This is a genomic window from Hoeflea sp. 108 (assembly GCF_000372965.1).
Taxonomy (GTDB): domain Bacteria; phylum Pseudomonadota; class Alphaproteobacteria; order Rhizobiales; family Rhizobiaceae; genus Aminobacter.
Genome location: NZ_KB890025.1, coordinates 178,784 through 203,971, shown reverse-complemented (window position 1 = coordinate 203,971; position 25,188 = coordinate 178,784). Strand labels below are relative to the sequence as shown.

The 25,188-nt window shown below is 64.6% G+C and carries 20 protein-coding genes; 12 read left to right on the top strand and 8 right to left on the bottom strand.

Annotated elements, in window-relative coordinates:
- Positions 1-1,968 (top strand): 3-hydroxyacyl-CoA dehydrogenase NAD-binding domain-containing protein, encoded by a 1,968-nt coding sequence (locus B015_RS0126890; protein ID WP_018430863.1) that lies wholly within the window; start codon positions 1-3, stop codon positions 1,966-1,968.
- 47 nt (positions 1,969-2,015) lie between these two features.
- Here B015_RS0126890 and B015_RS31675 read toward each other — a convergent pair whose 3' ends face one another.
- The 7 genes from B015_RS31675 to B015_RS0126855 form a co-directional block, all read right to left on the bottom strand.
- The gene (locus B015_RS31675; RefSeq protein ID WP_018430862.1) at positions 2,016-2,663 is read right to left on the bottom strand and encodes an outer membrane protein; all 648 of its coding nucleotides are present in this window, start codon (positions 2,661-2,663) and stop codon (positions 2,016-2,018) included.
- Positions 2,664-3,063: 400 nt separating this feature from the next.
- Positions 3,064-3,978: a PfkB family carbohydrate kinase gene (locus B015_RS0126880; protein ID WP_018430861.1), complete on the bottom strand. Its 915-nt coding sequence runs from the start codon at positions 3,976-3,978 to the stop codon at positions 3,064-3,066.
- Positions 3,975-5,018, bottom strand: coding sequence for a sn-glycerol-3-phosphate ABC transporter ATP-binding protein UgpC (gene ugpC / locus B015_RS0126875; protein WP_018430860.1), 1,044 nt, complete (start codon positions 5,016-5,018; stop codon positions 3,975-3,977). The genes B015_RS0126880 and ugpC overlap by 4 nt, the downstream gene beginning before the upstream one ends.
- Positions 5,018-6,532 (bottom strand): argininosuccinate lyase, encoded by a 1,515-nt coding sequence (argH, locus tag B015_RS0126870; protein ID WP_018430859.1) that lies wholly within the window; start codon positions 6,530-6,532, stop codon positions 5,018-5,020. The genes ugpC and argH overlap by 1 nt, the downstream gene beginning before the upstream one ends.
- A gap of 3 nt (positions 6,533-6,535) precedes the next feature.
- A complete protein-coding gene (locus B015_RS0126865) occupies positions 6,536-7,387 on the bottom strand; it encodes a carbohydrate ABC transporter permease (RefSeq protein ID WP_018430858.1) in 852 nt (283 codons plus the stop codon).
- Complete coding sequence (locus B015_RS0126860; RefSeq protein ID WP_018430857.1) at positions 7,384-8,256, bottom strand: sugar ABC transporter permease; 873 nt, start codon at positions 8,254-8,256, stop codon at positions 7,384-7,386. Before B015_RS0126860 ends, B015_RS0126865 begins: the two co-directional genes overlap by 4 nt.
- Before the next feature lie 85 nt (positions 8,257-8,341).
- The gene (locus B015_RS0126855; protein ID WP_018430856.1) at positions 8,342-9,595 is read right to left on the bottom strand and encodes an extracellular solute-binding protein; all 1,254 of its coding nucleotides are present in this window, start codon (positions 9,593-9,595) and stop codon (positions 8,342-8,344) included.
- Between the two features lie 300 nt (positions 9,596-9,895).
- Here B015_RS0126855 and B015_RS0126850 point away from each other — a divergent pair, with 300 nt between their 5' ends.
- The 3 genes from B015_RS0126850 to B015_RS0126840 are packed head-to-tail and all read left to right on the top strand — an operon-like array spanning position 9,896 to position 14,444.
- Positions 9,896-11,101 carry an ROK family protein gene (locus B015_RS0126850; RefSeq protein ID WP_026227775.1) on the top strand — a complete coding sequence of 402 codons (1,206 nt, stop codon included), beginning with the start codon at positions 9,896-9,898 and terminating at the stop codon, positions 11,099-11,101.
- Positions 11,102-11,149: 48 nt separating this feature from the next.
- Positions 11,150-13,555 carry a PIG-L deacetylase family protein gene (locus B015_RS0126845; protein WP_018430854.1) on the top strand — a complete coding sequence of 802 codons (2,406 nt, stop codon included), beginning with the start codon at positions 11,150-11,152 and terminating at the stop codon, positions 13,553-13,555.
- A 13-nt stretch (positions 13,556-13,568) separates the two neighbouring features.
- Positions 13,569-14,444 carry a DMT family transporter gene (locus tag B015_RS0126840; protein ID WP_026227774.1) on the top strand — a complete coding sequence of 292 codons (876 nt, stop codon included), beginning with the start codon at positions 13,569-13,571 and terminating at the stop codon, positions 14,442-14,444.
- 6 nt (positions 14,445-14,450) lie between these two features.
- On the opposite strand, the gene B015_RS0126835 is transcribed toward B015_RS0126840, so the two are convergent.
- Positions 14,451-15,932, bottom strand: coding sequence for a PLP-dependent aminotransferase family protein (locus B015_RS0126835; protein WP_018430852.1), 1,482 nt, complete (start codon positions 15,930-15,932; stop codon positions 14,451-14,453).
- A gap of 156 nt (positions 15,933-16,088) precedes the next feature.
- Here B015_RS0126835 and tauA point away from each other — a divergent pair, with 156 nt between their 5' ends.
- The 8 genes from tauA to pepT all read left to right on the top strand — a co-directional run bounded on the left by tauA (position 16,089) and on the right by pepT (position 25,037).
- Positions 16,089-17,108, top strand: coding sequence for a taurine ABC transporter substrate-binding protein (gene tauA / locus B015_RS0126830; protein WP_018430851.1), 1,020 nt, complete (start codon positions 16,089-16,091; stop codon positions 17,106-17,108).
- Positions 17,109-17,186: 78 nt separating this feature from the next.
- Complete coding sequence (locus B015_RS0126825) at positions 17,187-17,999, top strand: taurine ABC transporter ATP-binding protein (RefSeq protein ID WP_018430850.1); 813 nt, start codon at positions 17,187-17,189, stop codon at positions 17,997-17,999.
- The gene (locus tag B015_RS0126820; RefSeq protein WP_018430849.1) at positions 17,992-18,819 is read left to right on the top strand and encodes an ABC transporter permease subunit; all 828 of its coding nucleotides are present in this window, start codon (positions 17,992-17,994) and stop codon (positions 18,817-18,819) included. Before B015_RS0126825 ends, B015_RS0126820 begins: the two co-directional genes overlap by 8 nt.
- A 135-nt stretch (positions 18,820-18,954) precedes the next feature.
- The gene (locus tag B015_RS0126815; protein WP_018430848.1) at positions 18,955-19,341 is read left to right on the top strand and encodes a nuclear transport factor 2 family protein; all 387 of its coding nucleotides are present in this window, start codon (positions 18,955-18,957) and stop codon (positions 19,339-19,341) included.
- A 23-nt stretch (positions 19,342-19,364) separates the two neighbouring features.
- On the top strand, positions 19,365-20,765 hold the full coding sequence (locus B015_RS0126810) for an FAD-binding oxidoreductase (protein ID WP_018430847.1): 1,401 nt from the start codon (positions 19,365-19,367) through the stop codon (positions 20,763-20,765).
- Between the two features lie 108 nt (positions 20,766-20,873).
- Positions 20,874-22,649: a sulfoacetaldehyde acetyltransferase gene (gene xsc / locus B015_RS0126805; protein WP_018430846.1), complete on the top strand. Its 1,776-nt coding sequence runs from the start codon at positions 20,874-20,876 to the stop codon at positions 22,647-22,649.
- Positions 22,650-22,708: 59 nt separating this feature from the next.
- The gene (gene pta, locus B015_RS0126800) at positions 22,709-23,707 is read left to right on the top strand and encodes a phosphate acetyltransferase (RefSeq protein ID WP_018430845.1); all 999 of its coding nucleotides are present in this window, start codon (positions 22,709-22,711) and stop codon (positions 23,705-23,707) included.
- Positions 23,708-23,804: 97 nt separating this feature from the next.
- Positions 23,805-25,037 (top strand): peptidase T, encoded by a 1,233-nt coding sequence (gene pepT / locus B015_RS0126795; RefSeq protein ID WP_018430844.1) that lies wholly within the window; start codon positions 23,805-23,807, stop codon positions 25,035-25,037.
- The last annotated feature ends 151 nt before the right edge of the window (positions 25,038-25,188 follow it).

Below are 25,188 nucleotides of genomic sequence, written 5' to 3'. Positions count from 1 at the left end.
ATGAGCGCAACGCGGTTTTCGGAGAGCGTTTCGGGCAGCATCCGCGACGGCGTGCTGGTCATCACGATCGACAATGCTCCGGTCAACGCCACATCGGCGCATGTCCGGCAGGGGCTGGTCAAGGCCGTCGACCATGCGGTCGCGGTGGGCACCGTGATCGGCGTCGTCGTCACCGGCGCCGGTCGCACCTTTGTCGGCGGCGCCGACATCAAGGAGTTCGGCATGCCGCCAGTCGAGCCGACGCTCCCCGAGGTCATGTCCCGCATCGAGAACTGCCGCAAGCCGGTAGTTGCGGCCATCAACGGGGCAGCCCTCGGCGGCGGCTGCGAGATCGCGCTCGCCTGCCATGGCCGCATCGCCGCCGAGGCGGCATCCATCGGCATGCCTGAGGTCAAGCTCGGCATCGTGCCGGGTGCGGGGGGCACGCAGCGCCTGCCGCGCCTGACCGGCACCATAGCTGCCATCGATCTTATCGGCAGCGGCCGCACCGTGAAGCCTGAAGAGGCGCTCAGGCTCGGCCTCGTCGACGGTATCGCCACCGACCAGATGTCCACGGCGATTGCGCTGGCGCGCGGCATGGCCTCGGGTCCGCTGCGGCGCACCGGCGGCATCCAGATCGCCACACCGGATGCCTCGGCGGTCGACGCCGCAGCGAAAAAAGTGCTCGCCAAAGCCCGCGGGCAGGCAGCTCCGGCGGAAGCCGTAAGGCTGGTCAGAGCTGCATCCGAAACGAGCCTTGAAGACGGTCTCGCCGACGAGCGCGCCACCTTCCTGCGCCTGCGCGATTCCCTGGAGGCGGCAGCCCTTCGCCACGTTTTTTTCGCCGAGCGGCAGGCCGGCAAGGTCAGCAAGCTCGAGGGCATCGCACCGCGCATGGTCGAGACGGTTGGCATCGTCGGTACCGGCCTGATGGGCGCCGGCATCGCGGTTGCGGCCTTGACCGCCGGTTATCGCGTCGTCGGCATCGAGCAGAGTGAAGACGCCGCAGCAAAGGGGCGCGAACGCATATCAGGCATTCTCGACAAGGCCGTCCAGTCGGGCCGTCTCAGCGACCTCGCGCGCACCGCCTGCCTTGATCGGCTCCAAGTCGCAGCCGACGCCGGCAGACTGGCCGCCGCCGACCTCGTCGTCGAAGCGGTGTTCGACGATCTCACGGTCAAGACGGAACTCTTTCAGCGGCTCGACGGCATCGTCAGGCCCGGTGCGATCCTCGCCACCAACACCAGCTATCTGAACCCGGACGAGATCGCCTCGGCGACCGCCCACGCCGAACGCGTGGTCGGCCTGCACTTCTTCTCGCCGGCCAATGTCATGCGCCTCGTCGAGGTCGTCGACTGCAGGGCGACCGCGCCCGACGTGCTCGCTTCCGCGCTGGCCTTTGCCAAGAAGCTGGGCAAGCTGCCCATCGTCTCCGGCGTGACCGAAGGCTTCATCGGCAATCGTATCTTCTCGGCCTATCGCCGCGAGGCGGAGTTCATGATCGAGGACGGCGCGGCACCTGATCAGGTCGATGCCGCGCTCGAAACCTATGGCTTCCCGATGGGCATCTTCAACGTCTACGACATGGCCGGCCTGGAGATCGCCTGGGCCCGGCGCAAGAGGCAGGCGGCGACACGCGATCCCAATGCTCGTTATGTCGAAATCGCCGATCGCTTGTGTGAGGCCGGCCGCTTCGGCCGCAAGACAGGCAAAGGCTGGTATGACTATTCGTCGGGCGAAAAGGCCGTCGATCCCGCGGTCTCTGTCCTGATCGAGGCGGCACGGACCGCAAAGGGCATTGTCCCGCGGACCTTCACATCAGGCGAGATCGTGGAGCGCCTGCTGCGCGCCATGGCCGACGAGGGCAAGTCCCTGCTCGAGGAGGGCATCGCGGCACGATCGAGCGACATCGATCTCGTGATGATCAATGGCTATGGCTTCCCCGCTCACAAGGGCGGTCCGATGTTTGTCGCAGACACGTACGCGTAGCAGGGAATGGAGGCGCGCCCGGCCGTGCCGAGCGCGCGTCTTCTGCGCTAGAAGTGAAAATTGGCGCCGACCCTGACAGTGTGGACGCGGAGCGCAATGTTGGCCGGATCAGGCAGCTTGTAGCTGTCGCTGCCGAAGTCACTGTAGAGGTATTCGGCCTTCAACGAGATCTTGTCGGTCACCATTGCTTCGACGCCGGCGCCAACCGCCCAGCCGGTGTGGAAGCCATTGCCGCCGAAGGATTGCCCGCCGCCGTTGAGGTCCAGATCGAACCCCGCGAAGGCGACGCCTCCGGTCCCGTAAACCAGCATACGATCGGTCGGCGTGAAGCCGACGCGTCCCCGTATGGTGGACAGCCAGTCGACGTTGCCCTTGAGGCTAAAGCCGTCACCGGCCTGCGAGAAGCCAATGCCGGTGGCGGCGATGTCTCCTTCGACACCGAACACCAAGCTGTTCATCCGCGCGTTGGCGCCGATCTGAACGCCACCGAGCCAGCCGTCGATGTTCCGGTAGGAGTCGGGGCCTGACGCATCGACGTCTCGCGCCCGCCCCCAGCCATAGCCGGCATGAACGCCCGCATAGAGGCCGCTCCAATAGTCGTTTGCGGGAGCAGCCACGGTGACCGCATCGGCAGCCTTGGCAGATGTATCGAGTGTGAAAAGCACGGCACTTGCGAGGACAATGTTTCTGATCATGACCGCTCCTGAAAGTGGTATCCGCGTCCCCCTCACAAAATAGAATCAGAACCAAGTGCCGCCGCCAACGCCACCACGGTTCAAAATGGGCATTTCACAAGTGATTGTAATTATTATGCAACACAGGCTGACGCGTGTTGTTTTCGGGCGAAGGAAAGGATATTTTCAACCCTGAGATGCACAACCTGCGCGCTTATTAGCAGGTTGAAGTAATGCTGAAATCGTCGCGGAGATTAGCGACGGCAGCGGCAAAAATACTTTGCATGCAAATAAATCGCGGCCGCCGACCCGCTATCTCGGGAAACATGCGCCCTTCGCGCCCGCCAGAAGGCTTTTGGCGGGCGAAGAAAGACTCGACAGCCCCGAATCACAGGTCGTTGCAGGCGCTGAAGTCGGAGCCTCAGCTTGCGATGCGATGCTCGGGCCGGCGCAGGATTGCCGAGCCGCCTGCGGCCTGCACGGCCAGGCTACCATAGTGGATGCCAGCCGCGAGGCAGGTTTCCTCGTTCTCACCCGACAGCCAGGCATCGATGAAGCCAGCGTTGAAGGCATCGCCTGCACCTGTCGTGTCAATGACGGGCACTGCTTCCGCAAGGCGATGCAGCACCTGCCCCTTGGATTTGAGCCAGGCGCCGTCGCCGCCCGCCTTGAGCGCAACAACCGGGAAGGCCTCGGCCAGCATCTCGACAGCAGCGACGGGGTCGTTCTCGCGGGTGATGGCCGTCGCCTCTTCCATGTTGGGCAAGAAGATGTCGACGCCGGCGCAGCGGTCGAGCAGGTCGGCCTCGTAGATCAGCGTCTCGTCCCAGCTCGGGTCGAGCGAAACCGTGAGACCCCTCGCCTTGGCGCGCGACACTAGATCGGGAATCTCGTGCAGCGTGGCGTATTCGGCGATGTGGAGATGACCTGCCGCCGTCCAGGCGAGTGCTGCGTCGAGCGTGTCGGGCAATGCGGAGCCGGCACGGCGCGACAGGAAGGCGCGATCGTTGCCGATGACCGAGGCGACGGTCACCTGCGGGCCTGCACCCGGCGACTTCTCGAGGAACTGCAGGTCGGCACCGCTGGCCCTGAGTTCGGGCTCGATGCCAGCCGACAAGGCGTCGGTGCCGAGGCGTGCGACAAGCGCCACCTCGCGCCCGGCATGCGCCATATGGGCAGCTGCGATGAAGGCACCGCCGCCGGCAGCCATCTTCATGTCCTGGGCAAAGACCTCCCTGCCCAGCCCGGGCAACGAGCCCAGGCCGGTGAAGATGAGGTCACAATAGATCCGGCCGATGCTGAGCACCGCCGGACGCTTGGCATTTCCCGAAGTCATTGCCGGCCCAGGCTTTTCTCGGTCTTGGCGTCGAACAGATAAAGGCTGCCCGGAGCCGCGCGACAGGCAAGCTTGGTGCCGGCCGCCGGGATGAACTTGGCCGGTGCAGTGGCGATGACGGCAGCACCGTCGACGTCGAGATGCACCAGCGTCTCGGGTCCAAGCGGCTCGACCGCAGTGACCGTGCCGTTGAGCACCAGGCCGTCTTCCGCCTTCTCGTCCGAAGCGAGCGCGGTCAGGTCATGCGGGCGAATGCCGATCAGCAGATCGCCGCCGGCCGACAGCTCTGCGCCATGGCCGTTCTTGCGGCCAGGCACCAGGTTCATCGACGGGCTGCCGATGAAACGGGCGGTAAACACATCGACCGGGTTCTCATAGAGATCGGTCGGCGTGCCCACCTGCAGAATGTGCCCGTCGCGCATGACGACGATGCGATCGGCCATGGTCATGGCCTCGACCTGGTCGTGGGTGACGTAAACGGTCGTGGTCTTGAGCCTCTGGTGCAGGCGCTTGATCTCGATGCGCATCTGCGAGCGCAGCTGAGCGTCGAGGTTGGAAAGAGGCTCGTCGAACAGGAAGGCGGAGGGGTTGCGCACCATTGCGCGGCCGATGGCGACGCGCTGGCGCTGGCCGCCGGACAGGGCCGCCGGGCGACGCTCGAGATAGGCTTCGAGACCGAGGATGCGCGCGGCGTCCTCGATACGCTTGTCTTTCTCGGCCTTGGACAGTTTCGAGGTGTAGAGGCCGAAGCCAATGTTCTGGCGTACGCTCATATGCGGATAGATGGCGTAGTTCTGGAACACCATGGCGATGTTGCGCTGCTTGGGCTCGCGCTCATTGACCACGTCGCCGGCGATCCTCAGCGTGCCGCCGGAGATGTCTTCGAGGCCGGCGATCATGCGCAGCGTCGTCGACTTGCCACAGCCGGACGGGCCGACGAAGACGACAAATTCGCCATCGGCGATCTGCAGGTCGATGCCGCGCACGACATCAACTTTGCCATAGCGCTTGACCAGCTTTTCGAGTTCGATCGTCGCCATCAGAGCGCCTCCACCAACGCCTTGAATTTCTCGCCGAGTTCCTTCGCGGCTTTCGCCTCGTGCCCGGCATGCTCTTGTGCAGCGGCTTCGAAAGCTGCTGCCTTGTTCCTGTAGACGCTCAACGCCTCTGCCATCGGCTCGGGAGCCGGGCCGCCGAAGCGGTCGCGTACGGCAACGAAATGATCCGGCGACACGATCTCTTCGAACTTGTCGCGACCGAAGGACGGCTCGCGCCCGGTCGAATACCTGAAGGCGTCGAGGAACGGCCCATAGCCATCCTTGGCGAGCCCGCCGCCGGCAGCCACCACCGCCTTGGCGACGGTAGCGGCGATCTCGTGCGCCTCGCGGAAGGACAGCCCCTCGATGCGGACGAGCGAGTCGGCAAGTTCGGTGATGGTGATGCAGGAGCGGCGGATGTTGTCTGCCACCCGCTCCGGATCGATCTTAATCGCACCGACGAAGGCAGCGAGCAGGTCCAGCACCCGGCCGGCGGCAACGAACGCCTCGTAGCCCATCGACTGGGTTTCACCCTCGCTGTCGTTCATGTCGGTGAACGGCGTGTTGTGGATGACGCCGAGCACCGTGCGCGCCCGGCCCATGGTCTGGCTGGCCAACAGGCGCATGTGCTCGATCGGAACCGGGTTACGCTTCTGCGGCATGATCGAGGAGATCTGCACGAAGGCGTTTGGCACGTAGATCTGTCCGACCTCGAAGGCGGTCCAGAACTGGAAGTCCTGGATCAGGCGGCCGAGATGCAAGAACATCAGCTCGATCGCCGAGTAGGTCGAGGTGATGTAGTCGGACGCGGCAATGCAGCTGTAGGAGTTGCGCAGCGGCGCTGCAAAGCCAAGCAGCGCGGCGACGCGCTGGCGGTCGATCGGGAAGCCCGAGGTGGTGATGGCGGCGGCGCCCATCGGCGATAGGTCGACGATTTTCCGCGCTTCCTCGAAACGCTCGATATCGCGGATCAAAACCTCGATGGCAGCCGACAGATAGTGGCCGAAGGTCGAGGGCTGCGCCGGCTGGCCGTGGGTGTAGGCAACGACCAGCGTGGCCTTCTCGCGCTCGGCGGTGTCGATCATCGCCGACAGCAATGCCCGTGCTTTGACCATCAGCGCGTCGATGCGCTGCTTGAGGCCGAGCTTGAAGAGCGTGTGGTCGATGTCGTTACGCGAACGCGACGTGTGCAGGCGGCCGGCAACGTCGGGTCCGAGACGCGCCTTCAGTTCCTTCTCGATCAGGAAGAAGAAGTCTTCGACCTCACCGGTGTATTCGAGCTTCGACGGATCGACCTCGCGGTCGATCGCCTCCAAGGCGCCGGCAATCGCCGAAGCCTGCTTCTTGTCGAGGATGCCGGTTTCGGTCAGCATCACCAGATGAGCGCGGTCGATGGCGCGGAAGCCGTCGACATGGTGGGTCTTGGCGCCGTCGAATAGCGGCCGAAGCACCGTCTCCTTGTAGACGGGATCGGGAAAGACGCTCTTGTCGGAGAGCCTCGGGTTCAGTTCAGGCATTTTTTATCCCTTGAGCCCGGCGAGCATGACGCCGCGGACGATGTAGCGCTGGAGCACGAGGAAGACGATCAGCGTCGGCAGGGTGGCGATCGCCGCACCCGTCATGATCATCTCCCACTGGATGGACTGTTCGACGGCGAAGCTCGAGAGACCGACCGGCAGCGTGTAGAGATCGCGGCTGGTGGTGACGATCAGCGGCCAGAAGAAAGCCGTCCAGTTGCCGAGGAAAGTGAAGATTGCGAGCGCCGACAGTGCCGGTGTCACCAGCGGCATCGCCACCTTCCACCAGATCTGGAACTCGTTGAGGCCGTCGACGCGCGCCGCCTCGAGGAAGTCGTTGGGCACGCCTTCGAAGAACTGCTTCATCAGGAAAGTGCCGAAGGCCGTCATCATGCCCGGGAACATGATGCCCCAGTAACTGTCCAGCCAGCCGAGATTGGCCGACATCAGGTACCATGGGATGACGAGCATCTCGGTCGGAATCATCAGTGTCGACAGGATGGCGAGGAAGATGAAGTAGCGGCCGCGGAACTCGAACTTGGCGAGCGTGTAGCCGACGAGGCTGTCGAAGAACACGTTGGAGACGGTGACGGCCACTGCCACGATCATCGAGTTCATGAACCAGCGCATGAAGCGCCCGTCGGCGAGAATGGTGATGTAGTTCTGCAGCGTCGGCGCCGAAGGGATCAGCCTGAGGTCATAAACCTGTCCGGCCGTCTTCAGCGACGTCGAGAACATGAAGGCCAACGGCGTGACCATGATCAGGCCGCCGATGAACAAAAGCGTCCAGACGACAATACGGCCGGGGCGGAGACTGGCGTGGGAGAGCGCCGGGGTTTCGGTAACGGCACTCATTTCTTTTCCCTCAGGATCCAGAGCTGCAGCAGCGATACGCAGAGCAGGATGGAGAACAGCACGACCGTCTGCGCCGCCGCATAGCCCATCGCATAGGACGAAAACGCGGTCTGGTAGATCATCAGCACCAGCGGCTTGGTCGAGCCGAGCGGCCCGCCCGGATCGTTGGTGGTCATGTTGTAGACCTGGTCGAAAATGCGCAGGAACCCGATCGACGAGAACACGACCAGGAAGACGGTGGTGGGCTTGAGCAGCGGCAGCGTGATCTTGCGCAGGATCGCCCATTCGCCGAGACCGTCGATGCGGGCGGCCTCATAGAAGGTGTTGGGGATGGCGCGTAGGCCGGCCATGAAGATGATGATCTGAAAGCCGAGACCGGCCCAGATGGCGGTGACCATGATCGACGGCAGCGCCTGGTCGACCGAGCGGATGAACTGCTGCTGCGGGATGCCGATGACACCAAGCGCATTGTTGATCACGCCGATGGGGGCCGGCTGGTAGAACCAGCGCCACACCCAGGCCATGGCCGCCGCGGTGGTGAGATACGGCAGGAAATACAGTCCGCGGATCAGCCCGTGCATGAACCGCACGCGGTCGAGATAGAACGCGATGACGAACGATATCAGCAGGCTGATCGGCGTACCGATGAGCAGATAGGCGAAGGTGTTCTTGAACACCTTCCAGAATTGCGGGTCGGCGAACAGCTTCTGGTAGTTCGCCAGCCCGATGAACTGTGGCGGCTTGAGAAGGTCCCAGTTGGTCAGCGAGAGCCAGAAGGCCTCGATGGTGGGATAGAAGCGGATGACCGAATAGAACAGGATCGGCAGGGCGAGGAAGCTCCACACCCAAACCAGCCGTTTCGTCCGCATGGAACGGCGGTCCCAGAAGGTTCCGCCGGGGCGGCTCACCGCCGCCCCCTGTCGATCCGCTGCCACAGTCATTGGTGCCCCGGCCTTACTTGGCCGCGCCGTCGATGATCGCCTGCTCGGCGGTCGCGCCGGCGGCGAGCGAGTCCTTCACCGACTGGCCTTCGAGCAGAACGCGGTTGGTCATGTCGATGGTGTTCTGGCGCTGGGCGGCCTCATCCACGAACATCGTGGTGTGGGCGTATTCCAGACCCTTCAGGAACGGACCGTAGATCGGGTCGGCCAGATTGGCGTCGGTCATCGCGGCCGAACGGCGCGCCGGCAGTTCGCCGACGGTCTTCAACCAGACGTCCATGGCTTCAGGCGAGGAGATGTAGGCCAGGAACTTCTTGGAGGCCTCGAGCTTCTCGCCCTCGGTCTTCGAGCTGATGCCGTTGGCGAAGTAGCTGGCGTAGTTCGAACGCTTGCCCTCGGCATTGGCCGGAAGCTCGGTCACACCCCACTCGAAGCCCTCGATCGACTTGAAGGCGCCGAGACGGAAGGTGCCGTCGATGGTCATGCCTGCCATGCCGGCGCGGAAGGCCGCCTGGCCTTCATCCATGAAGCCGGCCTGGCCGATCTTCTTCTCGAGCTGCAGGTCGGTGTAGAACTTCAGTGCCTTTTCGCCGGCCTCGGTGTTGTAAGCCACCTTGCGGTCGCCGTCCGTGTAGGGCTCGCCGCCGAACTGGCGGACCAGCACTTCACGCCACCACTGATGATCCTGGCCGCCCATGTCGAGGGTCGAGCCGGCGACCACGAGGTTGCCGCTGGCGTCACGCTTGGTCAGCTTCTCGGCAGCCGCGACGAACTCGTCCAGCGTCTTCGGCGGGTTGGCCGGGTCGAGGCCAGCCTCGGTGAACAGCTTCTTGTTGTAGAACAGGGCCAGCGAGCGCACCGCGGTCGGCAGGCCGTAATAGTCCTCGCCGCGCTTCATGGCCGAAACGATCGGGAAGAACTCGCTCTCGATCTTGTCATGCGGGAAGGCATCGGTCGGCAGCGGCTGCAGCAGGCCGCCGGCCACAAACTTGTCGAGCCAGCCGTAGAACAGCTGCATGACGTCGGGGCCCTGGCCACCCATCTTCGCCGCGATCACGCGGGTCTGGTAATCGGCGTAGGGGAAGGTCGTCTGCTTGACGGTGATACCGGGATTGGCCTTCTCGAAATTCTCGATCAGCTGATCCATCGCCTTGACGCGGGTCTCGAAGACATACTGCCAGTACTCGATCTCGACGGCCTGGGCCGCGTTCATGGCCAGTGTGCTGAAACCGGCGATCAGACCGGCAAACAAGGTTGCTTTACGCATAGTAGCCTCCAAATGCGCCCGTCGGATTTCCCGAACCACGAGCGACCATTATCCCCTTGGCCCAAATTTTCTCGTTCGATCGAGAAACGGGCCACTCGCTTAAATTCATGGGTCATCGAACGCGGGCGGTCCACGCCCGACAACACTGACACCAAGGAGCTGCGGATCCTCCCCGCATACTGCCTCTACGGTTCCCTTTCATCAGCCGTTTGTCAATAAGATAATCTACTTGAATTAATCTATTGCGGCTGGACGGACTTCCGCGTTATCAGTTTTGCGGAAAAGGTCAGGATGGGCGAAATGGCTTTTCAGCCTGGAAGCACGCATCAGGTCACATTGGGCAAGAATCCCGAGCGCAGCCGCGATCACAACCGACGCGTGGTGCTCGATGTCGTGCGCCGTCACGGCTCGCTGGGGCGGATGCATATCGCCCGGCTGACCCATCTGACCGCACAGGCAATCGCCAACATCGTCGACGAACTGGTGAGCGAAAACCTGTTGATGGAGACCGGGCGCCTGCGCTCAGGCCGTGGCCAACCGCCGATCCAGTTCGCGGTCAATCCCGACGGCGCCATGACCATGGGTATCGAGATGGCCTCGGACCACATGGTGGCGACCGTGCTCGACCTGTCCGGCCAGCCGCGTTCGAAGCGCATCACACCGGTGCGTGATACCAGCCCCAGCCAGGTGATCGCGCATCTGCGCACGGAGCTCGAAGCCGTTCGCAAGGATTTCAAGGCGCCGCTGCTCGGCATCGGCGTCGTCATGCCCGGCCCGTTCGAGATCGAGGGAATGACCTCGGTCGGCCCGACCACTCTGCCCGGCTGGGCCGACATCGATGCCTCAAGTCTTCTGAGCGAGGCCTGCGGCGAGCAGGTGACCGTGGAGAACGACGCCAATGCTGCAGCCGTGGGCGAGCGCCTGTTCGGCGCGGGACATTCGATCTCCAGCTTCGCCATGATCTATTTCGGCGCCGGCCTCGGCCTCGGCATGATCCAGGACGGCACGCCCTTCCGCGGCGCCTTCGGCAATGCCGGCGAAATCGGCCATGTCGTGGTTGCGCCGCGTGGCCGCGCCTGCCCCTGCGGCCAGCATGGCTGCCTCGAGCGTTATGCCTCCGTCTATGCTCTGCGCGAGCGTCTCGGCGAGGCAGGCATCGCCGACCGCGACTTCACCGACCTCGAAAGGCTCTACGCCGAGCGCCATCCGGTGCTGGTCGAATGGATGGGCGAGGCCGCCGCCCATCTCGCCCCGATGATCGCCATGATCGAAAACATCCTCGATCCGGAGACTGTCATCCTCGGCGGCATGTTGCCGGACGCCATCATCGACGAATTGATCGAAGGCATGGGGCCATTGCCGATCTCGGTCGCCAGCCGCAGGGCCCGAGCGCTGCCCCGGGTGATGCGCGGCCAGACCGGCCAGTACACGGCGGCCCTCGGCGCAGCAGCGCTGCCGCTGTTCGAGGTGGTGACGCCCAAGCTCGAGACGGCGGCAACCGAATAGCCGCCCAGACATTTCAGCCTACCGCATTCAGCATACCGGAGGACTAGCATGCTCACAGCCCGCGAACGTATCGAGAGACAGAAGGCCAGCCCTTCGCTCATCCGTCTGCACCGGGCCCTGAGCCGGCTGAAGTCCACCGTCACGATGATGAACACGGGCGCCCATCCCGACGACGAGCAGAGCGGCATGCTCGCCTTTTTCCGCCTCGGGCTAGGCATGCGCGTCATCGTCGCCTGCTCGACGCGCGGCGAAGGCGGCCAGAACTCGCTCGGGCCGGAGCGGCTCGGCGTGCTCGGCATGATGCGCTCGCGCGAAATGGAAGAAGCAGCCCGCGCCCTGGATTGCGATGTCCACTGGCTCGGCCACGGCCCGGAGGATGCCGTCCACGATTTCGGCTTCTCCAAGGACGGCGACCAGACCTTCACCCGCTGGGGCGAACAGCGTACGGTCGAGCGCCTTGTGCGCGCCTATCGCAGCGAACGCCCTGATATCGTCATCCCGACCTTCCTCGACGTTCCGGGACAGCATGGCCATCACCGCGCCATGACCCGCGCCGCCGAGACGGCGATCCGCCTGGCCGCCGATCCGGAAGCCTTTCCCGAGCATTTCGCCGAGGGCATGAGCCCGTGGCAGGTGGCGAAATACTACCTGCCGGCATGGTCCGGCGGCGGCGACACCTATGACGACGAGGTGCCTCCGCCGGATGCCACTGTTTTCGTCGAGGCATCAGGCCGCGAACCTGCCACCGGCGCCGAATACGACCGCATCGGCGAGTGGTCGCGCTACTATCACGCCTCGCAGGGCATGGGTTACTGGCGCGACCGGGTGAAAGATTCCTGGCCGCTGCACCTGCTTCTGGCCGAGGACGGCGCGAAAGCGGAAAAGTCCGTGCTCGACGGTCTGCCGGCCTCGCTCGCCGATCTCTCGTCGTCGAAGGACCTTTCCTATGAAGTCGCACAGGCGCTGAAGGCGGCTGCAACGGCTATCGACAGGGCAATCACAGCCTTCCCCAACGCCGACGCGATCGTTGCCGCCCTCACCGAAGCGGCCATCCAGATCGACACCGCCCGCAAGGGCGCCTCGCCCACTTTCCTCGAACTGCATGGCCACCGCCTCGACCGCAAGACGCGTGAGATCGACGCGGCGCTGATCGAGGCTGCCGGCATCTTCGACCGCGCCACACTATTACCGTCGACGCTGTCGCCCGGTGAAACCGGCACGCTGACCATCGACCTCGCACCCGGCGCCGACGGCCGCTCGATCAAGGTCGAGCCGGTGCTTCCGACCGCGGTCTCGGCCAAGGCCGACACCACGGCCGGCAACCGCCGCACTTTCTCCGTCTCCGCCGCCGGCGATGCTGCCTATTCCAGGCTCTACGCGCCCGCCTGGTCGGCACTCGCCGGCAATGGCGAGGCGCATGTGCTGGTGACCGCCAGCTTCGGCGACCATGTCGCCCACGCCATCTTTGATCTCGAGGAGCCGTTTGCGCTGCTGCCGGCAAGCTCCGTCACCATCGAGCCAGAGGCCATCGTGGTGCCGCTCGACGGCAGCCGCCGCGAATGGCCGATCAAGCCGACGGTGAGCGGCAGGCAAGCGCCGGTGTCGCTCGGCTTGGCAGGTGGCTGGTCGCTGTCGCAAACCTCAGCCGGCCAGGTGCTTCGTGCACCCGAGAATATCGAGGCCGGGCTAACGACCATCGTGCCTGAGGTCGGTGGCAGGCCGGCGCTGCGGCTGACGCCGATCTCCTACTCCCATATCGGCCGCGTCACCCATCGCCAGCCTGAGACGCTCAGGCTTTTGGCGCTCGACCTCACGCTGCCCGAAGGTGCTGTCGTCGGTTATGTCGGTGCCGGTGCCGACCGCGTCGGCCTCTGGCTTTCACGCATGGGCCTCGACGTCACCGAACTCGACGCCAAGGCGCTGGCGGGCGACCTCAGCCGCTACACCACGATCGTCATCGGCATCTTCGCCTTCGGTATCCGCAAGGACCTCGCGGCAGCCACCGAAAAGCTGCACCGTTTCGTCGAGGACGGCGGCCATCTCGTCACGCTCTATCACCGCCCGACCGACGGTTGGGATCCACTAGCGACGCCGCCGAGGAAACTCGAGATCGGCTCGCCGTCTTTACGCTGGCGCGTAACGGATCCCAATGCAGAGGTCACGGTGCTCGCGCCGGACCACGTCCTGTTGAAGGGCCCGAATGCCATCGGCCCGCAGGACTGGTCCGGCTGGGACAAGGAGCGCGGGCTCTATTTCGCCGCCCGCTGGGACGATGCCTACCAGCCGCTGGTGTCGATGCACGACGTCAACGAGCAGCCGCTGCTCGGCGCCATCGTTTCGGCTCCCGTCGGCAAGGGCCGCCACACCCATACTTCGCTCGTGCTGCACCACCAGCTCGACAAGCTGGTCCCCGGCGCCTTCAGGCTGATGGCCAATCTTGTCCAGCCAGCCTGACCAGGAGGCGCCGCTGCCTGCGGGGGAGGAGCGGCGCAAGGCCAACCGCGAGGGCGTCCTGTGGGTGCTCGCCGACATGGTGCTGGTGTCCGGTGGCATGACGGCGCTCGTCAAGGCGCAGGGCATGGTCTATCCGGCCTTCCAGCTGGTGTTCATCCGCTCACTGATCGGACTGATGTTCATCCTGCCGCTGATCTGGCGCCACCGCCATCACATCCGCCACACCCGGCACCCGTGGAAGAATATCTCGCGCATCAGCTGCAATGCGATTGCGCTGACCAGCCAGTTCCTCGCCTACACCATGCTGCCGCTGGCGGTGGTCAACGCACTCTCCTTCTCGCGGCCGCTGATCACCATGGCGATGGCGGTCGCCGTTCTCGGCGAGACCGTGTCGCGGCTGCGCTGGGTAGGTGCTGCCCTCGCCTTTGCCGGCGTTCTGGTGATGCTGGCGCCTGGCGGCGTCGAGTGGAACCTTGGCCTGCTCGCCGTCTTCTGCACCGTCGTCTTCGGCTCGCTGGCGATCATCCAGACCCGCGCCCTACGTGACGAGAACACGACCGTCATGATGGTGTTCTACACGGTCGGCCTGGCCGTCATCACCGCCGTGCCGGCCATCTTCGTCTGGCAGCCGGTGAAGCCGCTCGACTGGATCCCGCTGCTCGGCATCGGCTTGCTCGCCCAGGCCGGCCAATATTGCTTCCTCCGCGCCTATCGACTGGCCGAGGCCAGCGTGCTCGCGCCCATCGGCTACCTGTCCATCGTGGTGACCACAGCCGCCGGCTACATCTTCTTCGGCGAAGTACCCGACAAGCGCATCGTCATCGGCGCCGTACTGATCCTGATCGCGCTGCAGACAACGGCCTATCTCGAACGTCGAAAGGCCAAATGAGCCGGCTCAAGATGCAAGCAACCGGCTGACGCGGGCCGCGGTCCGCACCACCCCTTCGACGATGCGGGCGCGGGGGATCGACGAGTAGCCCATGCGGAAAAAGCGGCATGGGCCATCGCCGTCGGGGAAGAAGGGCGAGCCGGATTCGATCAGCACGCCGTCCTGCCTGAGCTCGTTCATCAACAGGTCGGCGTCGAGCCCCTCCGGCCCCTCGATCCAGAAAGACGTGCCGCCGAAGGCCGACGAACCGGCGATGGTAAAACCCCCACGCTGCAACGCATCCGCCATGACGATATGGCGGCGATGATATTCGCCGCGCATGCGGTGGATGACCGCGTCGTGATGGCCGAGCGCCAGGAAGTAGGCTGCGGTCCGCTGCAGATGTCCCGGCGGATGACGCAGCATCAAGGCCCTGAGCGCGCGCGCCTCGCGGATGACAGGCGCAGGCGCCACTAGGTAGCCGAGCCGCAGGCCAGGAAACAGCGACTTCGAAAAGCTGCCGATATAGAGGACCCGGCCATCGCGATCGAATGCCTTCAGCGCCGGCGACGGCGGCGCAAGAAAACTCATCTCGAATTCGTAGTCGTCCTCGACGATGATGAAATCCTTGGAGGCGGCCGCCGAAAGCAGCGCCGCCCGCCGGTCGACGGGCATCGTCGCGCCGGTCGGCGAATGGTGGCTTGGCGTGACGAACACCGCGTCGACCTTTGCCGGCAGTGCTTCAGGCGGCAGTCCGTCCTTGTCGACGTCGACCGCCGTCACCTCCGCTCCGCTCAGCCGCAACGATGCGCTCATGTCGGGATGACAGGGGTTTTCACAGACCGCATGCGCGCCCCGGCGCAGCAGAAGCTGGGTGACGATCCACAGCGCGTTCTGGGCGCCGACCGTCACCAGGATCTCGTCAGGATTGGCGCGAATGCCGCGGCTCGGCAGCGTGCGCGAGCAAATGTAGCTGACCAGCTGCACATCGTCGGCGGCGGCGAAGTCACCCGCCATCAGCTCGAAATCGTCGCGCCCGAGGGCCCGTCGGGCACAGTCGCGCCAGGCTGCCAGGTCGAACAGCGAGGTGTCCATCTGGCCGTAGAGGAACGGATAGGGATAGCGTCGCCAGTCGAGCGGCTTGCGCATCTGCTTGGCAACGATGAAGCTCGGGCTGAGCTTGGCCTGCCAGTCGATCGAGCCGGCGCCGGGTTCGAGGACCGTGGGCTCGGGCAGGCTGATCGGCGGGTTGCCGGCGACGCGCCAGGCGCTGCGGCTCGCCGCCTCGACATACCCCTGGGAGGCAAGCTCCTGATAGGCAAGTGTGACGGTGATGCGCGATATGTTGAGATAACTGGCGAGCTTGCGCGTCGACGGCAGCTGAGCCGCCGGCTGGATGCGGCCGGCCAGCACCGCAGAAACGATCGTCTCGCGAATCTGCGCCTGCAGGCCGATGCGACTGTCCCTGTCGAGGAAGAAGACTGTTTCCGAAACCGTGGCATGCGCCATGAGCAAAGCCTGCAAATCCGATCTGGAATCATTCAACTTCCAATCTGGATATAAGGCAATCGGCCCAGCTAAATTATCCCTTTAAGTCAGAACCAAGACCGGCACCGAAGCCGGCAAGTTCCCGGGAAACCGGCGTCAAACAAAAAGAGGGAAACAATGATACATTTCAAGCCTTTCAAGACATTGGCAGGTGCCGTGACTGTCGCGGCTGGACTTTTCACTTCCTGCCTCGCCTATGCCGAGACATCAGTTGTCGTCGGCTACCAGCAGATCGTCGGGCCGTTCGTCACGGCGATTGCCGACGGACGCTTCGATGCGGCCGCGAAGGAGGCCGGCTACACGATCGACTGGCGCCAGTTCAGCTCCGGTGGCGACATCTCGACCGCCCTCGCCTCGGGCAGCGTGCCGATCGGCGTCATCGGCTCGACCGGTACCACCGCAGCCGCCACCCGCGGCGTGGACCTCGAACTGTTCTGGATCCTCGACAACATCGGCAAATCGGAAGCACTCGCCGTACGCAACGGCTCGGGCATCGAGAAGCCCGAGGACCTCAAGGGCAAGAATGTCGGCGTGCCCTTCGTGTCGACCTCGCACTTCCATCTGCTGGTCGGTCTCGAACAGGTGTGGAAGATCGACCCGCGCGAGGTCAACATCCTCAACATGAAGCCGCCGCAGATCATCGCGGCCTGGCAGCGCGGCGACATCGACGCGGCCTATGTCTGGCCGCCGGCACTGACCGAACTGCTCAAGAACGGCAAGGTGATCGCCGATTCCGAAGTCATCGGCGCTGCCAGCGTGCCGACCTTCGATGGCCTGGTGGCCGACAAGAAGTGGGCCGCGGCAAATCCGAAGTTCATGGCTGCCTTCACCAAGGTCCTGGCCGACGCCTATGCCGACTACAACAAGAACAAGGCAACCTGGACAGCGGACTCGCCCCAGGTCCAGGGCATCGTCAAGCTGATCGGCGGCGATGGCGCGGGCGCCGTCGAAGCGCTCAACCTGTTGTCGTTCCCCGATGCCGCCGAACAGGCGTCGGACACCTGGCTGGGCAGCGGCGCCGTCAAGGCGCTGAACGAAAGCGCCAAGTTCCTCGTCGCCCAGAAGCAGATCGACAAGGCCCTCGACGACTACGCGCCCTTCGTCAACAGCAGCTACGCCAAGGAAGCAGCCAAGTAAGACCGGAGAGGCCGCCCGTCGAGACCGGCCGGCGGCCTCCCCACCATTCGACTGCTCTGCTTGCGAAAGGCCGGCGAAATGGAAAGTCTCAAAGTCAGCAATGTCAGCCTGACCTACCCCGGTCTCTATTCCGACCAGGCGATCGTCGCGCTCAAGGGCGTAAACCTCGAAGTCAACAGCGGCGACTTCGTCGTGGCGCTCGGGGCCTCGGGTTGCGGCAAGACAACGCTTCTCAACCTCATGGCGGGCTTCATGGCGCCGACCGCCGGCGACATCACGCTTGGTGGCCGACAGGTCACCGGTCCCGGCGCGGACCGCGGTGTCGTGTTCCAGAAGCACGCGCTGCTGCCCTGGCTCAACGTCATCGACAACACCGAATTCGGGCTCAAGCTGCGCGGTGTCGCCAAGGCCGAACGCCGTGAACTGGCCACCGGCAATCTTGCGCTTGTTGGCCTGCAGGATTTTCACCGCCACATGATCTACCACCTGTCGGGCGGCATGCAGCAGCGCGTCGGCATCGCTAGGGCGCTCACCTGCGATCCCTCCATGCTCCTGATGGACGAACCGATGGCAGCGCTCGACGCGCTGACCCGCGAAACCATCCAGGAACTGCTGCTCAAGGTCTGGCAGCTCACCAACAAGATGTTCTTCTTTATCACCCACAGCGTCGAGGAGGCGCTGTTCCTCGGCTCGCGGCTGATCGTCATGTCGCCGCGGCCGGGCCGCATCACCCACACCTACGAGCTCGATTTCAACAGACGCTTCCTTGAAGAGGGCAACGCCCGTGCAATCAAGTCCAGCCGCGATTTCATCGACATGCGCGAACAGATCCTCGGCATCATCTACGGCGACGAGCGCCAGTCCGGAAACCCGGAACTCGCGCATGCTTGAGCGCCTCACCAAGGCCAAGCCGGTCCGCCCCGGCAAGGTCTACGGCGCCCCCGGCGAAGGCATGAGCGGCCATATCAGCCTGCTTACCGCGCTGGTGCTGTTCGCGGTCTGGCTGCTGGTCACGGAGATGGGCTGGGTCAGGCCGCTTTTCCTGCCCTCGCCCGTCGCCGTCTGGGACAAGTTCGTCATCGCGATGACCGAGGGCGTCTCCAATTCGACCCTGACCCAACACACGCTGGCGAGCCTCGGGCGTGTGCTCGGCGCGTTCTTCCTGGCGCTGGCGACCGCCGTGCCGGTCGGCATATTGATGGGCGTCAACCGCACGATCCGCGGCCTGTTCGACCCGATCATCGAATTCTACCGGCCGCTGCCTCCGCTCGCCTACCTGCCGCTGATCATCATCTGGCTCGGCATCGGCGAGTTTCCGAAGGTCTTCCTGATCTATCTCGCCATCTTCGCGCCGATGGCGATCGCCGCCCGCGCCGGCGTGCGCTCCGTCTCGACCGAGCAGATCCACGCCGCCTATGCCATGGGCGCCAGCCGTGGGCAGGTCATCCGCCACGTCATCCTGAAGGCGGCCCTGCCGGAAATTTTCACCGGCATGCGCATCGGCATCGGGGTTGGCTGGACAACGCTGGTTGCCGCCGAGATGGTGGCTGCGCATCGCGGCCTCGGCTTCATGGTGCTGAATGCCGCCGAATACCTCGCCAGCGACACGGTCATCATGGGCATCATCGTCATCGGCGTCTTCGCCTTCGCCTTCGACCTGATGATCCGCTACCTCGAAAAGACGCTCATTCCCTGGAAGGGCAAGATCTGATGGCAGTGTCCGCACATTCGGCTACCTCGCCGCCCGGCTGAGCTTTCCGCCCACCCAAGACAACGAAACTGGCCGGCGCGTCCGGCCCTGGCGGAGCCATGTCCGGCACCGCCCCGAAGATACGAGGACCACACCATGTCGCTAACCGCCGACGACCTTGCCAGCCTCTTCGATGCCTTCAACCGGCACGACATCGACGGCGTCATGAGCTTCTTTGCCGAAGACTGCATCTTCAACGCCGTCGGCGGCCCCGAGGTCTACGGCGTCCGCTTCGAGGGCACCGAAGCGATCGCCAACGCCTTCAGCGGCGTCTGGAAGGCGATGCCTGACGCCCACTGGGCTCACCATGGCCACTTCGTGCAGGGCGACCGCGCCGTCTCGGAATGGACCTTCTCCGGCACCAATGCCGACGGCAGCCGCATCGAGGCCGAGGGCTGCGACCTGTTCACGCTTGGTGGCGGCAAGATCGTGCGCAAGCAGGCCTTCCGCAAGAACCGGCCACTGCTGGCGGCGAAGGGCTGAGCAAGGCTCGGGAGGTCAAGGAGATGGAACAGCAGCTTGCCCGGACGATGGCTCGACGGAAGCCATTCGATCCGGCCTATGATCCGGTCCATGCGCCCAATCCGGGCGAAGGCAAGGACTACGCGCCGACCTACTGGATCGCCACCGCCGGGCCACAGCCCGACGACGATGGGCCCGTGACCCAAGACATCGATGTCGACGTCGCCATCGTCGGCTCCGGCTATACGGGCCTTTCCTGCGCCATCCACCTGGCCCGCGAGCATGGCATCAAGGCCACCGTGCTCGAGGCCAACGGCGTTGCCTGGGGCTGTTCGACCCGCAATGGCGGCCAGGCGCAGATCTCGGCTGGCCGGCTCAAGCGCTCGCAATGGATCGAGCGCTGGGGCGTCGATGTTGCGAGGAAGCTGCACGGCGAGATATCGGAGGCGTTCGACCTTTTCCGCAACCTGATCCGCGAGCCCGAGATCGACTGTGACCCGCAGGACGGCGGCCACCTCTACATCGCCCACCGCGACAAGATGATGCCGGCGCTCGAGAAAGAATCGCGCCTGCTCAACGAGGTGTTCGGTTACCCGACCCGCATCGTCAGCCGTGAGGAGGTGCACAGCGACTTCGTCCGTGACGCCGAGGCCAAGGGGGCGATGTACGAGCCCGACGGCATGGGCATCCACGCCGCCAAGCTCGCTTTCGGCTATCTCAGGCTGGCCCGCAAGCTGGGCGCCAAGGTGCACACGTCGAGCCCGGTGCTCGGCAGCGAACTCAAGGGCGGCGTCCACCATCTGCGCACGCCGGGTGGCATCGTCAGGGCGCGCACGGTGTGCATCGCCACCGCCGGCTATACCTCGCCTGGCCTGCACGAACTGACCCGCCATCGGCTGATGCCGATCCTGTCCAACTCGATCGTGACGCGACCGCTGTCGCCAGGCGAGCGTGAGATACTTAACTTCAAGGCCCGCATCCCGCTGACCGACACGCGCACGCTGCGCCACTATTACCGCATGCTGCCCGACGGCCGAGTGCAGATCGGCAGCCGCAGCGCCATAACAGGGCGCGACGCGGTCAACCCGAAACATCTCGACCTTCTGCTTGCCGGACTGCACCGGAAATTTCCCGTCCTGCGCGGCATTGAGGTCGATTATTCCTGGTGGGGCTGGGTCGATGTCAGCCACGATATGATGCCGCGCATCTTCCGGCCCGACCCGAAGCAGCAGCTGTTCTATGCCATGGGTTATGGCGGCAACGGCGTCATGTATTCGGCGCAGGCCGGCCGCCGCATGGCCCAGATGGTGGCCGGCAAGAGCGGCGCCCTCGACCTGCCGATCTTCACCTCCCCGCTGCCGAGCCACGGTGTGCTGACGCCGTTCCGGCGCCTCGGTCAGTGGGGAATGTACCGCTGGTATTACCTTAAGGACGAGATCCTCTAGCGCATCGGCCCGAAAATCGGACCCGATTTTCGGAAAGCACGATGCGCCAATTAGTAAGCCAGAGCGTCCCAGGCCGCTCTCGACCCGATTTCGAAAGGAACCAAGAACATGAAAATGACCACCGAAGAAGCCTTCGTCAAAGTCCTGCAGATGCACGGCATCGAGCACGCCTTCGGCATCATCGGCTCGGCCATGATGCCGGTGTCGGACCTGTTCCCCAAGGCCGGCATCAAGTTCTGGGACTGCGCACATGAGACCAATGCCGGCATGATGGCCGACGGCTTCAGCCGCGCCACCGGAACCATGTCCATGGCCATCGGCCAGAACGGCCCCGGTGTCACCGGCTTCATCACCGCGATGAAGACCGCCTACTGGAACCACACGCCACTACTCATGGTCACGCCGCAGGCGGCCAACAAGACCATCGGCCAGGGCGGCTTCCAGGAGGTCGACCAGATGGCGATGTTCGAGGAGATGGTCTGTTACCAGGAAGAGGTGCGTGACCCCTCGCGCATTCCCGAGGTGCTGAACCGCGTCATCGAGAAGGCCTGGCGCGGCAGCGCACCGGCGCAGATCAACATCCCGCGCGACTTCTGGACCCATGTCATCGACGTCGACCTGCCGGCAATCGTGCGCTTCGAGCGTCCGGCCGGCGGGCCGCAGGCGATCACGGAAGCCGCCCGCCTGCTGTCGGAAGCCAAATTCCCGGTCATCCTCAACGGCGCCGGCGTCGTCATCGGCAACGCCATCCCGGAATCGATTGCCTTGGCCGAGCGGCTCGACGCGCCAGTCTGCTGCGGCTACCAGCACAATGACGCCTTCCCCGGCAGCCACCGTCTCGCTGTCGGCCCGCTCGGCTACAACGGCTCGAAGGCGGCGATGGAGCTGATCGCCAAGGCCGACGTCGTGCTGGCGCTCGGCACCCGCCTCAATCCGTTCTCCACCCTGCCCGGCTATGGCATCGACTACTGGCCGAAGAACGCTTCGATCATCCAGGTCGACATCAATGCCGACCGCATCGGCCTGACCAAAAAGGTTTCGGTCGGCATCTGCGGCGACGCCCGGCAGGTCGCCCGCCAGATCCTCGAACAGCTGACGCCATCGGCCGGCAACGAGGGCCGCGAGCAGCGCAAGGCAGCCATCCACCAGACTCGCTCGGCCTGGCTGCAGCAACTGTCGTCGATGGACCACGAAGAAGACGACGTCGGCACCGAGTGGAACGCGAGCGCCCGCCTGCGCGAGGCTGGCCGCATGTCGCCGCGCCAGGCCTGGCGCGCGATCCAGGCGGCCCTGCCCAAGGAGGCGATCATCTCCACCGACATCGGCAACAACTGTGCCATCGGCAATGCCTATCCGAGCTTCGAACAGGGCCGGAAGTATCTCGCGCCCGGCATGTTCGGCCCCTGTGGCTACGGCTTCCCGTCGATCGTCGGCGCCAAGATCGGCTGCCCCGACGTGCCGGTGGTCGGCTTCGCCGGCGACGGCGCCTTCGGCATCTCGATGAACGAAATGGGCGCCATCGGCCGCGAAGGCTGGCCGGCGATAACAATGGTGATCTTCCGCAACTACCAGTGGGGTGCCGAAAAGCGCAACACGACGCTGTGGTACGCCAACAACTTCGTCGGCACCGAGCTCAATCCCAATCTCAGCTACGCCAAGGTCGCCGAGGGCTGCGGCCTCAAGGGCGTCGTCGTCGACACCCCGGCGAAGCTGACGGAGGCACTCGCCAAGGCGATCGGCGACCAGGTCAATGGGGTGACGACATTCGTCGAGGTCATCCTCAACCAGGAACTCGGCGAGCCCTTCCGCCGCGACGCGATGAAGAAACCGGTGCCTGTTGCCGGCATTGAGCGCTCCGACATGCGACCGCAGCAGCGCGCCTGACAACACCAACACGGCCTGCCCGGAGCTTTCCGGGCAGGCCGGCATCTGGGGGGGACTGTATGAAGCCGCTCGACCGCATCATCGAAGCCGCAAAAAAGGCGCCGAAGCGCATCGTGCTCGCCGAAGGCGAGGACCCGCGCATCGTTGCAGCGGCTGTCCGGGCACAGGCCGCGGGCCTCGCCCAGATCATCCTAATCGGCAACAGCTCCGTCATCGAAAGGCGCGTCGCCGAAGCCGGCTCAAGTCCGGCAGGGTTCCAGACAGAAGACCCCGAAGTCTCGTCGCTGACGCCTCGTCTCATCGGGGCATTCCACCAGTTGCGCAGGGCCAAGGGCATCGACGAATTGGCGGCGCGCGACGCACTGCGCTCGCCGCATGTCTTTGCCGCCATGATGGTGCGCGAGGGCCTTGCCGACGGCACGGTCGGCGGCGCTGTCGCCACCACCGCCGATACCGTGCGGGCAGCGCTGCAATGCATCGGCCGCGCACCCGGCGTCGGGCTCGTGTCCAGCTTCTTCCTGATGATGCTGTGCCAACCGCACCATGTGAAGAAGGGCGCTTTCGTCTTTGCCGATTGCGGCCTGGTGGTCGATCCCGATGCGACAGGCCTTGCGGACATCGCCCGCATGTCGGCGCGCTCCTATGAAGCGCTGGCGGGTGCCACAGCCAAGGTGGCGATGCTGTCGTTCTCGACCAATGGCAGCGCTGCGCACGAGCGCGTGTCGAAGGTCATCGAAGCGACAAGGCTGGTGCACGCCTCTGCCCCGGATCTCGTCATCGACGGCGAGCTGCAATTCGACACGGCATTCGTCGAAGCGGTAAGCGCGGCCAAGGCGCCCAACTCGGCACTGCATGGCGAGGCAAACGTCTTCGTCTTCCCCAATCTCGACGCCGCCAACATTGGCTACAAGATCGCCCAGCGCATCGGCGGTGCCGACGCGATCGGCCCGATCCTGCAGGGCCTCGCCAAACCCGCCAACGACCTCTCACGCGGCTGCACCGCCGACGACGCCTACCACATGATCGCGGTGACGGTCGTGCAGGCCGGACAGGCATAAGGCAGCTGGCCCGACGGAACTTGAGAGCAGGCCATTCACTCCATGCGTGGCGAAGGCTATGACACGCCATCGCCGACAAGCCGCAATGGATTGAGCCATGAACTACACCGTGACCGACCGTTTCCTCCGCTATGTCGTCATCGACACGCAGTCGGATGCGGCCTCGAGGACCCAGCCTTCGACCGACAAGCAAAAGGACCTAAGCCGGGTGCTGGTCGAGGAGCTGCTGACGATCGGCCTGAAGGACGCCCATATCGACGAGAACGGCTATGTCTACGCCACCATCCCGTCGAACACCGACAAGCAGGTTCCGGTCATCTGCTTCTGCTCGCATGTCGACACAGCACCCGATTTCACCGGCACTGCGGTGAAGCCGCAGGTCATCAACAGCTATGCCGGCGGCGACATCGTGCTGCCGGGCGACACATCCCGGATCATCCGCGTCAGCGAACATCCTGAACTGATGAACCAGATCGGCAACGACATCATCACCACCGACGGCACGACGCTTCTTGGCGCCGACGACAAGGCGGGCGTAGCCGAGATCGTTGCGGCGGCGCAGTACCTGGTCGACCATCCCGAGATCAAGCACGGTACCGTCAAGATCCTGTTCACCCCTGATGAAGAGATCGGCCGTGGCGTCGACAAGGTCGATTTCGAAAAGCTCGGCGCAGACTTCGCCTACACCATGGACGGCGAGACGGCCGGCACCATCGAGGACGAGACCTTCTCGGCGGACGGCGTCGACATCGAGATCAAGGGCGTGGCCATGCATCCGGGCTTCGCCAAGGGCCGCATGGAAAACGCCATCAAGATCGCCGGCGCCATCGTCGACCGGCTGCCCAGGGACCAGGCGCCCGAGACGACCGAGGGCCGCCAGGGTTTTGTCCATCCGACCAACGTCAGCGGTTCGATGGAGAAGGCCGCGATCAGCCTGATCGTGCGCGACTTCGACGACAAGGGCCTCGCCGACAAGGAGGCGATGCTGGAGGCGATCGTCAAGGACGTGATGAAGGGCTTCCCCGGCTCGTCCTACAGCTTCACGGTCAAGGAGCAGTACCGCAACATGAAGGTGGTGCTCGACCGCCATCCCGAGATCGTCGAGAACGCCGTCGAGGCAATCCGCCGCGCCGGCATGGAGCCTGTCCGCGGCAGCATCCGCGGCGGCACCGACGGCTCGCGCCTGTCGTTCATGGGCCTGCCCTGCCCCAACATCTTCGCCGGCGGCCATGCCTTCCACTCGCCTCTGGAATGGGTCAGCCGCCAGGACATGGAAAAAGCCGTCCGCACCATCGTCGAGCTAGTCCAGGTCTGGGAAGAGCGGGCGTAACGCCTGACAACCAACAATAAAGGCCGCGCACTGCGCGGCTTTTTCTTTCACAACGACGTCGATTGGCCGACCCCAAGCGAAGTGTTGGCCTGCTCGATAGGCGCGTCGCGGCATTGTCCAAGCGCCTCATCTCGTAGAGGATGATGGCAAA